At 60.9% G+C, this 14,907-nt stretch carries 11 protein-coding genes; 6 read left to right on the top strand and 5 right to left on the bottom strand.

Annotated features, from left to right (window positions below):
* Positions 1 to 87: 87 nt before the first annotated feature.
* Genes M2394_RS23100 through M2394_RS23090 form a run of 3 tightly spaced genes read right to left on the bottom strand, consistent with a single transcriptional unit; the run spans position 88 to position 3,193 of the window.
* On the bottom strand, positions 88 to 909 hold the full coding sequence (locus M2394_RS23100; RefSeq protein ID WP_259174695.1) for a peptidoglycan DD-metalloendopeptidase family protein: 822 nt from the start codon (positions 907 to 909) through the stop codon (positions 88 to 90).
* A gap of 3 nt (positions 910 to 912) precedes the next feature.
* Entirely contained in the window at positions 913 to 2,292 is a 1,380-nt protein-coding gene (gene xseA, locus M2394_RS23095) for an exodeoxyribonuclease VII large subunit (protein WP_259174694.1), read from the bottom strand.
* 10 nt (positions 2,293 to 2,302) lie between these two features.
* Positions 2,303 to 3,193, bottom strand: coding sequence for a LysR family transcriptional regulator (locus M2394_RS23090; protein ID WP_178921641.1), 891 nt, complete (start codon positions 3,191 to 3,193; stop codon positions 2,303 to 2,305).
* A 99-nt stretch (positions 3,194 to 3,292) separates the two neighbouring features.
* Here M2394_RS23090 and M2394_RS23085 point away from each other — a divergent pair, with 99 nt between their 5' ends.
* The 4 genes from M2394_RS23085 to guaA all read left to right on the top strand — a co-directional run bounded on the left by M2394_RS23085 (position 3,293) and on the right by guaA (position 8,100).
* Positions 3,293 to 4,060: a sulfite exporter TauE/SafE family protein gene (locus tag M2394_RS23085; protein ID WP_259174693.1), complete on the top strand. Its 768-nt coding sequence runs from the start codon at positions 3,293 to 3,295 to the stop codon at positions 4,058 to 4,060.
* Between the two features lie 142 nt (positions 4,061 to 4,202).
* Entirely contained in the window at positions 4,203 to 4,751 is a 549-nt protein-coding gene (locus M2394_RS23080; RefSeq protein ID WP_178921643.1) for a sugar ABC transporter ATPase, read from the top strand.
* 220 nt (positions 4,752 to 4,971) lie between these two features.
* Positions 4,972 to 6,441 carry an IMP dehydrogenase gene (guaB, locus tag M2394_RS23075; RefSeq protein ID WP_178921644.1) on the top strand — a complete coding sequence of 490 codons (1,470 nt, stop codon included), beginning with the start codon at positions 4,972 to 4,974 and terminating at the stop codon, positions 6,439 to 6,441.
* An 81-nt stretch (positions 6,442 to 6,522) separates the two neighbouring features.
* Complete coding sequence (guaA, locus tag M2394_RS23070) at positions 6,523 to 8,100, top strand: glutamine-hydrolyzing GMP synthase (RefSeq protein ID WP_177006534.1); 1,578 nt, start codon at positions 6,523 to 6,525, stop codon at positions 8,098 to 8,100.
* Between the two features lie 273 nt (positions 8,101 to 8,373).
* On the opposite strand, the gene M2394_RS23065 is transcribed toward guaA, so the two are convergent.
* Both M2394_RS23065 and treR read right to left on the bottom strand, forming a co-directional pair.
* Complete coding sequence (locus M2394_RS23065) at positions 8,374 to 10,446, bottom strand: TerD family protein (RefSeq protein ID WP_259174692.1); 2,073 nt, start codon at positions 10,444 to 10,446, stop codon at positions 8,374 to 8,376.
* Positions 10,447 to 10,674: 228 nt separating this feature from the next.
* Entirely contained in the window at positions 10,675 to 11,379 is a 705-nt protein-coding gene (gene treR / locus M2394_RS23060; protein ID WP_176994407.1) for a trehalose operon repressor, read from the bottom strand.
* Positions 11,380 to 11,647: 268 nt separating this feature from the next.
* Between treR and treP the strand changes: the two genes are divergently transcribed.
* Both treP and treC read left to right on the top strand, forming a co-directional pair.
* Positions 11,648 to 13,090, top strand: coding sequence for a PTS system trehalose-specific EIIBC component (treP, locus tag M2394_RS23055; RefSeq protein WP_176994406.1), 1,443 nt, complete (start codon positions 11,648 to 11,650; stop codon positions 13,088 to 13,090).
* Positions 13,091 to 13,223: 133 nt separating this feature from the next.
* Entirely contained in the window at positions 13,224 to 14,870 is a 1,647-nt protein-coding gene (gene treC, locus M2394_RS23050) for an alpha,alpha-phosphotrehalase (RefSeq protein ID WP_259174691.1), read from the top strand.
* The last annotated feature ends 37 nt before the right edge of the window (positions 14,871 to 14,907 follow it).

Raw genomic sequence — 14,907 nt, 5'->3', positions numbered from 1 at the left:
GCTGGCAAGCCAGCTCCTACAGAAGAGGGTGTTCCCATGTGGGAGCTGGGCTTGCCCGCGATGAGGCCAGTAGCCTCACCCTTCATATCAAGGCTGGAACGCGCCGATAAAGATCGCCGGGTCGACCCGCGCATCGTTGAGGCTGATGTTCCAATGCATGTGTGGCCCGGTGGCGCGTCCCGTGGAGCCGACCTTGCCCACCACCGTGCCACGGGCCAGTTGATCGCCGACTTTCACGTCGATCTTGGACATGTGGCAGAACATGCTGATAAAGCCCTGGCCATGGTCGACAAACACAGTGTTGCCGTTGAAGAAGTAGTTGCCGGTCAGGATCACCTTGCCGGCTGCCGGGGTCTTTATCGGCGTGCCGGCGCCGACTGCGAAGTCCAGGCCCGAGTGCGGGTTGCGTTCTTCGCCGTTGAAGAACCGGCGCACGCCAAACTTGCTCGACAGCGGCCCGTTGACCGGTTTATCCAGCAGAAGGTTGCTCGGCGTGTTCGGGCTGAAGCTGCGGTAAGCCTTGAGCTGCACCGCCAGTTCACCCTCGATGCGCTTGAGCTGCGCCGGGTCCGGGTTCACCTGGCTCTTGTTCTTCAAGGTGATGTGCTGCTCGGGGTACTTCTTGAAGCCCACCACAAACGGCAGGTTTTGCGAGCCGCTGGTAATACGCTGGGTGCCGGGCTTGACGGTCAGCGGGATACCGACGATCGCCAGCCAGTTGTTCTGTTCCTTGACCACCAGCACCGGCCGGTTCAGGTACGTGGCCTTGGGGGCGGCCGCCGCTGTGCCCAGGTCGACCACCGCCACGCCACCAGGCACCGGCTTGTTCAGCAGACGGGTGATATAGCTGTCGGCGTGGGCATTGAAGGTCAGGCAGGCGAGCATCAACAAACCGAGAAAACGTGGCATTGATCAATCCAGTAACGAAAGGGTGACGGGTGTCAGGTGGTTGTCTTCCACCCGCACTTGCAATTGGCCTTCACCCAGGCGCGCGGTGAGCCGCTGGCCGGTGTGGGTTTGCGCGGCATTGCGGATCGCCTGGCCACGCTCGTCCAGCAAGATGCTGTAGCCACGGCCCAGGGTCGCCAGGGGACTGACCACGTGCAGTGTCTGCACCTGGCTTTGCAGGTGCAGGCGGCGCGCCTTGAGGCCTTCGCGCATGGCGCGGGGCAGGCGTTCGGCGAGGCTGTCCAGGCGCTGGCGCAGCAGGGCCAGCTGGCGGCCAGGGTGTTGGCCGGCGAGGCGGGTTTCCAGGCGGATCAACCGCTCGCGGCGGGTATTGAGGCTGCGTTCGAAGGCACGGCGCAGGCGCATGTCCAGGTCATCCAGGCGCTGGGCCTGTTGGCGCAGGCGTTCGCCGGGGTGACGCAGGCGACGGGCCATGCCCTCCAGGCGCAGGCGGTCGTGGCTCAGGCGGTTGCGCATCAGCATCACCAGGCGGCGGTGCAGGTTGTCGACCTGGCGCACCAGGTGGCTGGCGTCGGGTGCGAGCAGTTCAGCCGCAGCGGAGGGCGTTGGCGCGCGCACGTCAGCGACGAAATCGCTGATGGACACATCGGTCTCATGCCCGACGGCGCTGACGATTGGCGTGACGCAGGCGTCCACCGCACGGGCCACGGCTTCTTCGTTGAAACACCAGAGGTCTTCCAACGAGCCGCCGCCACGGGCCAGGATCAGCGCATCGAAGCCCCGCGCATCGGCCAGTTTCAAGGCGCGCACAATCTGCGGGATGGCTTCGCGGCCTTGCACGGCAGTGGGGATCAGGGTCAGTTCAACGTTTGGCGCACGGCGGCGGAACACGCTGATGATGTCGCGGATGACCGCGCCGGTTGGCGAACTGATGATGCCGATGCGGCGAGGGTGCGCCGGCAGTGGCACCTTGCGCTCGGCGCTGAACAGGCCCTCGGCGCTGAGCTTTTCCTTCAGCGCATCGAACGCCAGGCGCAGCGCGCCATCACCGGCGGGCTCGACGGTATCGAGGATCAGTTGGTAATCACCCCGGCCTTCGAACAGCGAGACCTTGCCCCGCACCTTCACTGCCAGGCCATCCTTCAACGCTTGGCGTACCCGCGCGGCGTTGTTGCGAAACAGTGCACAACGCACCTGCGCGCCGCTGTCCTTGAGGGTGAAATACACGTGGCCGGAGGCCGGGCGGGCGAGGTTGGAGATCTCGCCTTCGACCCAGATATTGGTGAACACGTCTTCGAGCAACACCCGCGCGCGGCCGTTGAGCTGGCTGACAGTCAGGACTTCGCGGTCCAGGCCCAGGCGGGCAAAAGGATCTTTAATCATGGGCGGCAGTTTATAGGCATTCGGTCAAGGTTTGGCAGAATTGCTCCACCAGCGCGCTCGGCGCCTGTGCACAGGCCAAGGCCACGGTGCTGAGGCACTCCGGGTCGGCCAGGGGCAAAAAGTGCACATTGGCCGGGGCGATGTCCTGCATGGATTTTGGTAACAAGGCTATTCCAAAGCCGGCCTGGATCAGCTGCAACTGGGTGGTCTTGCGCGACATGACCCGCGCCGCCTTGGGGAAAAATCCGGCGCGCATGCATAACTCGGCTGACAGGTAGCTCAGGCCGCCGCGCTGGGGATGGGGGATCGAAATAAACGCCTCATCCTTGAGCCGCGCCAGTTCGACCGGCGTGTTGCTGTGCGCCAGCCGATGATTGGGTGGCACCGCCAGCAGCAATTGTTCGCTGTATAACGGCACGATCCGCACGCCTTCGCGCTGGCGCAACACGGGCAGGCGCAACAGCCCGACTTCCAGCCGCCCGTCGGCGATTTCCTCCAACTGCGCCTCGGAGGACAGTTTGACGATATCCATGGACACTCCCGGGCAGCGCTCCAGCCAGGTGCTGATGCCTTTCAATAGCGGGCCGCTCATCGGCACGGTGCTCGAATGGCTCAGGCGCAGCGTACCCAGTTCGCCATTGCCCACTTGCGTTGCCATCTCGCTGGCCTTGAGCAACTCGCTCAGCAGGTTGCGTGCGCGGGGGTAAAAGGCCTCGCCCGCCGCAGTCAACCGGGGTTGGCGTGCCGTGCGTTCGAACAGTGGGGTTTGCAGCTGGGTTTCCAGCTCCTTGATCTGCCGGCTCAAGGCCGATTGCGCCACGAACAGGCGCTCGGCGGCGGCACTGAAGCTGCCGCTGTCGGCGATTTCGACGAAGTAGCGCAGTTGGCGGGTTGAGATCACGCGTCATGCCTTTTCGAGATGGGTGGAGGGCTTTGAAGATATTAGTCGCAACACTCATGGATGGCTAAAGTGATCGCCATCTCGAATAAGGAATCGCCCATGAGCCCGGTTGAGCTGATGAGTCAGTGGTCGTTTGGTGGCGTGGAGTGGCTGGTGATCGGCCTGGGCATCATCGTGGCCTACGTGGTGTTCGGCATTGCTGGCTTTGGCACGGCGCTGGTGGCGGGGCCGGTGCTGATCCTGTTCATGCCGTTGTCAAAGATCATCCCATTGCTGGTGCTGCTGGATTTTGTCGCGGCGTTCGGCAACCTGCTGCAATCGCGGCGGGAGGTGAACACGCCGGAGTTGCTGCGCTTGCTGCCGTGCATGGCCATCGGTTGTACGCTGGGCGTGGTGTTTTTGCTGAACCTGCATTCAGACCTGTTGCTGCTGTTGATGGGCCTGTTCATCAGTGCCTACGCGATCTACAGCCTGGCGGTGAAGGCTCGGCCAACACAACTGGCGGCCGAGTGGTCGATTCCCATGGGCACGGTGGGCGGACTGTTTGGCGCGTTGTTCGGCAGTGGTGGCTTTTTATATGCCATCTACCTGAACAGTCGCCTGCCCAAGGAGGCGGCGCGCGCGACCCAGAGTGCGTTGATCAGTTGCAGCACGGTGGTGCGCCTGAGCCTGTTCCTGATAGCCGGGGTGTATGCGGATTTGCCGTTGTTGATGTTGGCGCTGTGCCTGTTGCCGGCGATGGCATTGGGGCTGTGGGTTGGGCGCAGGCTGACGATGCGCATGTCCCGTGAAGCCTTTGTGCGGTTGGTGACGTGGTTGGTGTTGGCCAGTGGGCTTGCCTTGATTGGGCGATACTTGAGTACTTGACCTGTGTGGGGTAGGGATTAAGCTGCCAGCCTTCAGGGCCCCTTCGCGGGCAAGCCCGCTCCCACATTGGAATGCGACCCCCTGTGGGAGCGGGCTTGCCCGCGAAGGCGTCAGACGACACACCGCAGGACTCTCAGGCCTCATGAACTCCCAAAGCATCCTTGTCCCGAAAATCTCCACCTTGCCCGTCCACGAACCCCGCGCCCGGGCGATCGTGCGCTGGCTGGTGCGCAAGAACATCATCAAGGAAGAGCTGACCACCTGCGGTCGTACCGGCAACCGCATGGGCTATGCCCTGGCCGACGGTGCCCGCGCGGTGGTGCTGCACCCCCAGGCGCTGCCGTTCAACGAGCCGATCAACGGCCTGGAGATCATCTACAAGCGTTGCATCTACACGCCGGCCAAGGGTTTTCTCGAAGAAGCCGGCTGCCCGGAGTGCCGCAAGGAAGTCGGCGAGGCCCTGTTCGAAAGCTTGGAGGAGTGGATGCCCGGCCACACCGACAACTTCACCTGCCCGCTGTGTGGGCATGAAGATGACATCAACGGGTTCCTGTTCCTGCAGGAATGCGGCTTCTCGAACCTGGGCTTTATCTTTAACAACTGGGCCGAAGCGGGCTTCAAGCAAAGCTTTATCGACGAATTCGCCGACTGGCTGGACCAGAAGATGAGCTGGGTCAAAGTCGAGCTCTAAACCTCTGCTGCCCAACCCGTAGGTGCCCGGCTTGCCGGCGATGGCAGCCTCTGGTTTGGCACAAGGCTCAAGGGCCTCATCGCCGGCAAGCCGGCTCCTACAGGGCGCTGTTTTTCTCCATCTATCAGTATTACCAAGTTTGTCAGAGTTTTACATTGAGCCGGGCAGGGTGCATGTATATAATGGCGCGCTTCCATTTTCCCGCTCGGGAGCCCCCGCGATGCTGCGTATCAGCCAAGAAGCTCTGACATTCGACGACATTCTCCTAGTGCCCGGTTATTCCGAGGTGCTTCCTAACGAAGTCAGTCTCAAGACCCGCCTAACCCGTGGCATCGAGCTGAATATTCCCCTTGTTTCCGCTGCCATGGACACCGTCACTGAAGCCCGTCTGGCCATCGCCATGGCTCAGGAAGGCGGCATCGGCATTATCCACAAGAACATGACCATCGAGCAGCAAGCTGCCGAAGTGCGCAAGGTCAAGAAGTTCGAAGCCGGTGTGGTCAAGGACCCGATCACCATCGAGGCCGATGCCACGGTGCGTGACTTGCTCGACCTGACCCGCATGCACAACATTTCCGGTGTGCCGGTACTGCACGATGGCGACCTGGTCGGCATCGTCACCTCCCGTGACGTGCGTTTCGAAACCCGCCTGGATGTTCCTGTTCGTGAAGTGATGACGCCCAAAGAGCGCCTGGTCACCGTGCGCGAAGGCGCCGACAAGCACGAAGTGCGCGAGCTGCTGCACAAGCACCGCCTGGAGAAAGTGCTGATTGTCGATGGCAAGTTCACCCTCAAGGGCATGATGACCGTCAAGGACATCGAGAAGTCCAAGGCTTACCCGCTGGCCAGCAAGGATGACCAAGGTCGTCTGCGCGTTGGTGCAGCAGTCGGTACCGGCAAAGACACCGGTGACCGCGTTTCGGCCCTGGTGGCTGCGGGTGTTGACGTGGTGGTGGTCGACACCGCCCATGGTCACTCCAAAGGTGTGATCGACCGCGTGCGTTGGGTCAAAGAGAATTTCCCTGAAGTGCAAGTGATCGGCGGCAACATCGCCACCGGCGCTGCTGCCAAGGCCCTGGCCGAGGCAGGCGCGGATGCGGTCAAGGTCGGTATCGGCCCTGGCTCGATCTGCACCACCCGTATCGTTGCTGGTGTGGGCGTGCCGCAAATCAGCGCCATCGCCAACGTCGCCGCTGCCCTTGAAGGCACGGGCGTACCGTTGATCGCCGACGGCGGCATCCGTTTCTCCGGTGACCTGTCCAAGGCCATCGTCGCTGGTGCTTCCTGCGTGATGATGGGCTCGATGTTCGCCGGTACTGAAGAAGCCCCGGGCGAGATCGAACTGTTCCAGGGCCGTTCGTACAAGGCTTACCGTGGCATGGGTTCGCTGGGCGCCATGTCCCAGGCTCAAGGTTCTTCGGACCGCTACTTCCAGGACTCTTCGGCAGGCGCCGAGAAGCTCGTACCGGAAGGCATCGAAGGCCGTGTTCCTTACAAGGGCACCCTGAGCGCCATCATCCATCAACTGATGGGCGGCCTGCGTTCCTCGATGGGCTACACCGGTAGCGCCAACATCGAAGAAATGCGCACCAAGCCAGAGTTCGTGCGGATCACCGGCGCCGGCATGGCTGAATCCCATGTCCACGACGTGCAGATCACCAAGGAAGCGCCAAACTACCGCGTAGGTTGAGGCTTCCAGCAAAACGTTAAGTAACCGGGGCTGTTCTTTCAGCCCCGAGTTGTTTCTGATTCATTAGACGAGACTGACTTCATGGCCCTCGACATTCACGCCCACCGCATCCTGATCCTCGATTTCGGTTCCCAGTACACCCAGCTGATCGCCCGCCGCGTGCGTGAAATCGGTGTGTACTGCGAACTGCATCCGTTCGACATGGACGACGAAGCGATCCGCGAATTCGCACCCAAAGGCGTCATCCTCGCCGGTGGCCCAGAGTCCGTGCACGAAGCCAACAGCCCGCGTTGCCCGCAAGCCGTATTCGACCTGGGCGTGCCCGTCTTCGGTATCTGCTACGGCATGCAGACCATGGCCGAGCAACTGGGCGGCAAGGTTGAAGGTTCCGAGCTGCGTGAATTCGGTTATGCCCGTGTCGACGTGGTCGGCAAGAGCCGCCTGCTGGACGGCATCGAAGACCACGTCGACGCCGATGGCCTGTTCGGCCTCGACGTGTGGATGAGCCACGGTGACAAAGTCACCAAGATGCCGGAAGACTTCCACATCCTGGCCAGCACCCCGAGCTGCCCGATTGCCGGCATGTTCAGCGACGAGCGTCGTTACTACGGCGTGCAGTTCCACCCGGAAGTGACCCACACCAAGCAAGGCGGCCGCATCCTGTCGCGCTTCATCCTCGACATCTGCGAGTGTGAAGCGCTGTGGACCCCGTCGAAGATCGCTGAAGACGCCATCGCACAAGTCCGTGCCCAGGTCGGTACCGACAACGTGCTGCTGGGCCTGTCCGGTGGTGTTGATTCCTCCGTGGTTGCTGCGCTGCTGCACAAGGCCATCGGCGACCAACTGACCTGCGTCTTCGTCGACAACGGCCTGCTGCGCCTGCACGAAGGTGAGCAAGTGATGGCCATGTTCGCCGAGAACATGGGCGTCAAGGTGATCCGCGCCAACGCTGAGGACCAGTTCCTCAACAACCTGGCCGGCGAGTCCGACCCAGAGAAGAAGCGCAAAATCATCGGCCGCACCTTCATCGACGTATTCGATGCCCAGTCCAGCAAACTGGACAACATCAAGTACCTCGCCCAGGGCACCATCTACCCTGACGTGATCGAGTCGGCCGGCGCCAAGAGCGGCAAGGCCCACGTGATCAAGTCCCACCACAACGTGGGTGGCCTGCCTGAGGAAATGAACCTCAAGCTGGTAGAACCGCTGCGCGAACTGTTCAAGGACGAAGTCCGCCGTCTGGGCCTGGAACTCGGCCTGCCCTACGACATGGTCTACCGCCACCCATTCCCAGGCCCGGGCCTGGGCGTGCGCATCCTGGGTGAAGTGAAGAAGGAATACGCCGACCTGCTGCGTCGCGCCGACCACATCTTCATCGAAGAACTGCGCAAGGCCGACTGGTACCACAAGGTCAGCCAGGCATTCGTGGTGTTCCAACCGGTGAAATCCGTCGGCGTGGTTGGCGATGGCCGTCGTTACGCGTGGGTCGTGGCCCTGCGTGCCGTAGAAACCATCGACTTCATGACCGCCCGTTGGGCACATCTGCCGTACGAACTGCTGGAAACTGTCAGCGGCCGTATCATCAATGAGATCGAAGGCATCTCGCGCGTGACGTATGACGTGTCGAGCAAGCCGCCGGCGACGATTGAGTGGGAGTGATCCTGCGCTAGCAGGTGAATGCTGAATAACAAAACCCCGGCCATGCGCCGGGGTTTTGTGTTTTTGGAATACGGTAAACGGATCGCCTCGCCCCAACTGTAGGAGCTGGCTTGCCAGCGATGAGGCCCTCGAATGAGGTAGTGATCTCAAGCACGCCATCGCCGGCAAGCCGGCTCCTACATGGGGTGCGGCGTTAGCTCTACCGGCGTACGGGAAGAAAGATTGGAGGCAAGAGCCGTCGTTTTCAACGAGCAGTAAAGGCTGGCGCAGGTATCAGAGAAACTGCGATCGAATCACATCCGTATCGAAAGGCGTAATTCCTTGATCAGGTGCAAATACCACCTGTGCCTGCTGCAGTGAGGCCACTCGTTCTCCCCGTGCTCGAACGTGCAGGTCGAATAGTGTCTCCAAATCTGGCCGTGGCGTATGCACTAACGCTCGCAGCATTAAAGATACCCCGCTGAGGTTGTTGTCGACGTTGTTCCAGCGTGGCGATGAAGTGAGTCCCAGATCGGCCCAAATCATGCGTCGCTCCTGCAAGTCCATCACAAACGGCAGACAGATAACGGTGTCGGACGCGATATCGATACGGTCGAACACGGTTTTAGGCTCGAACACTTCACCCGATGCCACGTCCGCACGGGCCATCCAGCCCGCGAAGCATTCTGGAAGATCGCAATACGGTTGCTGGGTGAAGGAGTTGATGGATGTGACGACATAGCGGACTCCCTTCTCGACAAGGACATCAAGGTCGAGGTCGATGAATTCCGAGGCCCCTTCGGGCGCGTCCACGATATCGCCGCTGTGGTAGCCGCCATAACCCTTGAGGTTGTAGTACGCAACCGCCTCTCTGAACACGAAGTTGGCGTCGAAAAATGCAGCGGACAAGTCGATGTCCGTGCGTGCACGACCGTTCTTCCACCATAGGAACAGGCGAATGAAGCGTGTATCGGGGATTGGCAACCGGCTGCCGCGCACCAGCGTACGCAGTGACTTCGCTGAGGCACGCTGGGCCAGCGGCACTCTGTACTCGCGTAACTCGGGATCGATGAAACAGCGGCCGAGTGGCGGCAGCGATGCAAAACGCTTTACGAGAGCGTCTTCGCAGATTCGCGCTGCACGCGCCAACACGTCCGGTGTCAGAGACTCGCGCCGATCTTTGATGGCATAGACTTTGGCCAGTGCACCTTTTGGCGTGAACGCTCGCAGAGGAAGAGGGCGTGGCGAACGTACCTGGGCCAGCAGTTGCAGCAGAACAGGTGAGGACACGTGTGCCGCAACCGCCTCGAACGCGTCTAGAACCGGCTCGGGTTCTTCTGCACGTCGCAGGGTCGCGTCCAACCGCCGTGCAAACTCACCAGGACGACTCTGCAATAGGGACGTGAGCGTGGCGATGTGGCGCTGGGCAAATAAAGTTTCTACACGTGACCCAAACGAAGCGGGCGCATCATTGCGACGCGCTGCCGTGATCGCGGCCAGCGCTCGTGGGTATTTATCGGCGTAGTCACCCGGATGCAGTACTTCAGCCAGGCGCTTCCAGCGCTCGGTATGGCGCATCACGTCTTCTACGGCGTTGGGTATGGCGTCGAGCAGTCGCAACAGCAGGCGGCGCATCGAGCGCTTCATCGCGGTGAAACGTGTCGACGCTGTCGCCAGCGACACGTCGCCTGCGTTCAGTGCTACCGCAAGTCGTAGCACGTCAGTCGCTGTTTCAACGTTCTGTTCCAGGAATGCGTTCACTCGCGTATCACCGGCTACATGCAAGAGAAGTGCGCTGCCAACCTGTGCGCGGATCTCACGGAAAGGTATAGCCTCAGGCAGCAGGCGGAACACATCGCCTTTGTACTGCCGGATAAACCAGATCACGTCGGCGCTTTCCTCTTCGGATAGCGAGCTGCGCGATGACACCAGCGGCGCGAACAATGATTCGAACTCAGAGACACTTCCCGGCTCGATCACGCGGGAGATGTAGTTGCCTTCAAGCATCGCCGGTCGAGCGTGTTCAGAGGGTGGTAGGCGCCAAAGTGTGAGGTAGTGAATGACGGCGTTAAGGTACAACTCCGCCTCTGAGGCAGCCAGCACCTGCTCTGGGAAGTCAGGATAAAGCGGGGAGTGGTGCACATGAGCCCCTGTCTCCCGCCGAAGGACTCTGACAATCTCGCGCAGCCAGGACTTGAGCTCTGCCGCTGACAACCTGCCGATTTGTTCAATCAGAGGCTCCGATAGTACGCATCGGAATGCCGCGACTTCCTGGATCACTGATGCAACCTGGGCGCGCGTCGCACCGCCAGTGCCCGTCGGGACGTGAACTTTATTGCGGCGCCGCAGGAACAATCCCTGATTCATACCTGACTTTCTCCCTGGATCGCCGTCTTGGGCGAGCTGCCGCGTGGTTTTACAACTGATGTAAAAACGCCTGCAAGCAGCAGGCGTAGTGTGGAGAGCGAAACCCCTAGGTCATAGGAGGTTAGAAGGAAGGTGTTCCATAGCCACGTGGGCATTCTACGTAGGGTTCTGTCTGTTTGTCAGGTAGCGCTGTGTGCCTCAACAGTAACAATCGATGTGCAGTCCGACTTACCGCCGCGCAATATCCGAAAAGTAAAACTTATCCAGCGTATGCCGCGACTCGGTGTACTCGAACTGCCGCCCGTCCTGCAAAAACGTCTGGTTACTCACCACGATCACATGGCTTTGGCCGTCGAGGTCCAGGTGTGCCTGGTCGTCCTTGCTGCGGGGCAGGGCTTCGATGGTGCGTTGGGCGTAGCTGATTTGCAGCTGCAGGGTCTGTTCGATAAACGCGTAGATCGACTGTTCGGCGATGTCGCGGTCCAAGCCTGGGATCAGGTCGGCGACGAAGTGGTTGATGTCGAGGATCACGCGTTTGCCGCCAATGCGCCGTACCCGTTTGATGCGGGTGATGAGGGTGCCGGGTTCGGCTTCGATGTGTTGCAGCAGTGAGCCTTCCAACGGGAACTGGGTGAATTCGACCACTTCGGTGCGTACGTCATCGCCCAGGTCGGCGTGGGTTTCGTGGAAGCTGACGATGCCGCCCAACTGGAATTCGATCGGGTTGGGGGACAGCACGAAGGTGCCCTTGCCGTGGATCTTTTGGGCAAATCCGCGCTCCTGCAACTGCTCGATGGCACGACGAACGGTGCCTCGGCTGGCCTGGTAGCTGTCCATCAATTCTGTTTCGGAGGGAAGGCGCGTGCCGCGTTGCAGGCGTTCGGTGGTGATGCTGGCAAGCAGATCCGTATAGATCTGGTTGTATTTGCTCATGGGGATGGCTCTGTGCCTTTGCGTTCAGGCAGGAACCATAGTGGCACCGTTGGGGTTTGTCCATTAGACCCATTGCGAACGAGCCTTTGTAGGAGCCGGCTTGCCGGCGATGGGGGCCTCACGAACAGCATCACCGGCAAGCCAGTGCCAACAATTTGTAACTCGTACAGACGAGTTGTTGCATTAACTCGTACAGACGAGTACTTTTGCCCTCGGCGTGCTGCCAATGACTGCCCCCCAATAAAAAAAACCAAAGTGGAAACCAAGCATGAGCCACGACTATCCAGCTATCGCCCGCGAGATTCTCGAGAACCTCGGGGGCAGCGACAACCTTGAGCAAGCTGCCCACTGCGTGACACGCCTGCGCCTGGCGCTGAAGGACCCGAGTCGGGTCAACAGCGCCGCGTTGAACCAGGTTGATCTGGTCAAGGGTTCGTTCTTTACCGGCGGCCTGTTTCAAATCGTGATCGGCCCGGGCGAAGTGGAAAAGGTCTACGCCGCCCTGCGTGAAGCCACCGGCCTTGCAGTGTCGACCATCGCCGACGTCAAGCAGAAGGGCGCCGACAAGACCAATGCCATGCAGCGTCTGGTGCGGGTATTTTCCGACGTGTTCATGCCGATCCTGCCCGCCTTGATCATCGCCGGCCTGTTGATGGGCGTGAACAACCTGATGGGCGCCAAGGGCATGTTCATCGAGGGCAAGACGCTGCTGGAGGCCTATCCGAACCTGGATGGCCTGTGGAGCCTGATCAACCTGATGGCCAACACCTCGTTCGTGTTCCTGCCGGCGCTGGTGGGCTGGTCGGCGGCCAAACGCTTTGGCGGCAGTGAAATCCTCGGCATCGTGCTGGGCCTGATGCTGGTCCATCCGGACCTGCTCAATGCCTGGAACTACGGCAAGGCCGTGGCGGGCCTGGACGGCCAGAGCCTGCCGTACTTCGACATTTTCGGCTGGTTCAAGATTGAGAAGGTGGGCTACCAGGGGCAGATCCTGCCGATCCTGATGGCCGCCTACGTGATGAGCGTGATCGAAAAGTGGCTTCGGGCACGAGTGCCGAACGCCATTCAACTGCTGGTCGTACCCATCACCACCATTGTGGTCACCGGCGTGCTGGCCCTGGCGATCATCGGCCCGGTCACGCGTCACCTCGGCATCCTGATCACCGAAGGCGTGGTCACCCTGTTCGACCTGGCGCCAATGCTCGGCGGGGCGATTTTTGGCCTGCTGTATGCGCCGCTGGTGATCACCGGCATGCACCACATGTTCCTCGCCGTGGACCTGCAACTGATCTCCACCCAGGGCGGCACCTTTATCTGGCCGATGATCGTCATGTCCAACCTGGCCCAGGGCAGCGCCGCCCTCGGCGTGTTCTACATGACCCGCAACGCGCGGGACAAAAGCATGGCCTCCACCTCGGCGATTTCTGCGTACTTCGGCATCACTGAGCCGGCGATGTTCGGTGTGAACCTGCGCTTCAAGTTCCCGTTCTATGCCGCGCTGCTGGGCTCGGCGCTGGGCAGTATTTTCCTGTCGCTCAACAAGGTGCAGGCATCGGCCATCGGCGTCGGTGGGCTGCCTGGATTCATCTCGATCATCCCGCAGTACATCCCAAGCTTTGTGATCGGGATGGTCATCGCGATGGTCGTGCCGTTTGTGCTGACCTGTGCGTTGAGCATGAAGATTGTTCGGCCTGGGTATCGGGTCGCCTGATCGACCGCTTTCGCGAGCAAGTCGAATCGCCGCACCGCCGCTCCCACATGGGAATGCATTTCAAATGTGGGAGCGGGCTTGCTCGCGAAGAGGCCTTCAAGGCCAGCAAAAAAACTAATTGAAGGAACCCCCCATGCAAACCTGGCAACACTCGGTGATCTACCAGATCTACCCAAAAAGCTTCCACAGCCACGCGGGTAACGCCACCGGTGACCTGCTGGGGATCGTGGACAAACTCGACTACCTCCAATGGCTGGGCGTTGACTGCCTGTGGATCACCCCGTTCCTGCGCTCGCCGCAGCGTGACAACGGTTATGACATCAGCGACTACTACGCCATCGACCCCAGCTACGGCACCATGGCCGACTGCGAACTGCTGATCAGCGAAGCGGCCAAGCGCGGCATCAAATTGATGCTCGATATCGTGGTCAACCACACCTCCATCGAGCACGAGTGGTTCCAGCAGGCGCGCAGCAGCCTCGACAACCCTTACCGCGACTTCTACATCTGGCGCGACCAGCCGAACAACTGGGAATCCAAGTTCGGCGGCTCGGCCTGGGAATACGAGGCGCAAACCGGCCAGTACTTCCTGCACCTGTTCGACCACACCCAGGCCGACCTCAATTGGGACAACCCCAAGGTGCGCGCCGAAGTGTTCAAGCTGATGCGCTTCTGGCGCGACAAAGGCGTAGGCGGCTTCCGCCTGGACGTGATCAACCTGATCTCCAAGCCCGCCGATTTCCCGGAAGACAACACCGACGGCCGCCGTTTCTACACCGACGGCCCGAACGTGCACGAGTACCTGCAGCAAATGCACCGCGAAGTTTTCGAAGGGCATGACCTGATCAACGTTGGCGAGATGTCCTCCACCAGCCTCGAACACTGCATCCGCTACTCGCGGCCGGAATCGAGAGAGCTGTCGATGACCTTCAACTTTCATCACCTGAAAGTCGATTACCCGAACATGCAGAAATGGGTGAAGGCCGACTTCGATTTCCTGCAACTCAAGCAGATTTTTTCTGACTGGCAACTGGGCATGCAGGCCGGTGGCGGCTGGAACGCGCTGTTCTGGTGTAACCACGACCAGCCGCGGGTGGTCTCGCGCTTTGGTGACGACGGCGAACACCGCGTGGTCTCGGCCAAGATGCTTGGCACCGCGCTGCACTTCCTCCAGGGCACACCGTATGTGTACCAGGGTGAAGAGCTGGGCATGACCAACCCGGGCTTCGACAGCATCGCGCAGTACCGCGATGTAGAGACCCTGAACATCTTCCGTCTCAAGCGCGATGCCGGCGAGTCCGAAGCCTCAAGCATGGCGGCGATCAAACAGAAATCGCGGGACAACAGCCGCACGCCGATGCAGTGGAACACCCAGGCCAATGCGGGTTTCAGCACCGGCGAACCGTGGATCGGCATTCCCGCCAACGCGGCGCAGATCAACGTCGAAAGCCAGCTGGATGACCCGGATTCGGTGCTGCATCACTACCGCGCACTGATTGCCCTGCGCCGTAATGAGCCGCTGATCCAGGAGGGCGTTTATCGCCCACTGCTGCAAGACCACTTGCAGGTCTGGGCGTATCTGCGCGAAGGCCACGGCGAACGCTTGCTGGTGCTCAACAACTTTTACGGCACGCCCTGCGAAATCCAACTCCCGGACGGTGTGATCAATCCGGCTGCCGAGCAACGCCTGGTGATCAGCAACTACCCCGACTGCCCGCAGCGTACCGCCACGGTCGCCTTGCGCCCCTACGAATCCTTCGTCCTGCACCTGAGGGACTGAAACACCGCTACCCCATGTAGGAGCCGGCTTGCCGGCG

It is taken from the genome of Pseudomonas sp. BIGb0164 (assembly GCF_024810135.1).
Classification (GTDB): Bacteria; Pseudomonadota; Gammaproteobacteria; order Pseudomonadales; family Pseudomonadaceae; genus Aquipseudomonas.
The sequence above is the reverse complement of the archived record's forward strand: the minus strand, read 5'-3'. Positions and strand labels throughout refer to the sequence as shown.

Excerpts from the sequence above, each read along its gene's own strand:
- M2394_RS23065 (WP_259174692.1), bottom strand. The coding sequence starts at position 10,446 with ATGAATCAGGGATTGTTCCTGCGGCGCCGCAATAAAGTTCACGTCCCG.
- M2394_RS23100 (WP_259174695.1), bottom strand. The coding sequence starts at position 909 with ATGCCACGTTTTCTCGGTTTGTTGATGCTCGCCTGCCTGACCTTCAAT.
- treP (WP_176994406.1), top strand. The coding sequence starts at position 11,648 with ATGAGCCACGACTATCCAGCTATCGCCCGCGAGATTCTCGAGAACCTC.
- M2394_RS23080 (WP_178921643.1), top strand. The coding sequence starts at position 4,203 with ATGAACTCCCAAAGCATCCTTGTCCCGAAAATCTCCACCTTGCCCGTC.
- M2394_RS23085 (WP_259174693.1), top strand. The coding sequence starts at position 3,293 with ATGAGCCCGGTTGAGCTGATGAGTCAGTGGTCGTTTGGTGGCGTGGAG.
- treC (WP_259174691.1), top strand. The coding sequence starts at position 13,224 with ATGCAAACCTGGCAACACTCGGTGATCTACCAGATCTACCCAAAAAGC.
- guaB (WP_178921644.1), top strand. The coding sequence starts at position 4,972 with ATGCTGCGTATCAGCCAAGAAGCTCTGACATTCGACGACATTCTCCTA.
- guaA (WP_177006534.1), top strand. The coding sequence starts at position 6,523 with ATGGCCCTCGACATTCACGCCCACCGCATCCTGATCCTCGATTTCGGT.
- treR (WP_176994407.1), bottom strand. The coding sequence starts at position 11,379 with ATGAGCAAATACAACCAGATCTATACGGATCTGCTTGCCAGCATCACC.
- xseA (WP_259174694.1), bottom strand. The coding sequence starts at position 2,292 with ATGATTAAAGATCCTTTTGCCCGCCTGGGCCTGGACCGCGAAGTCCTG.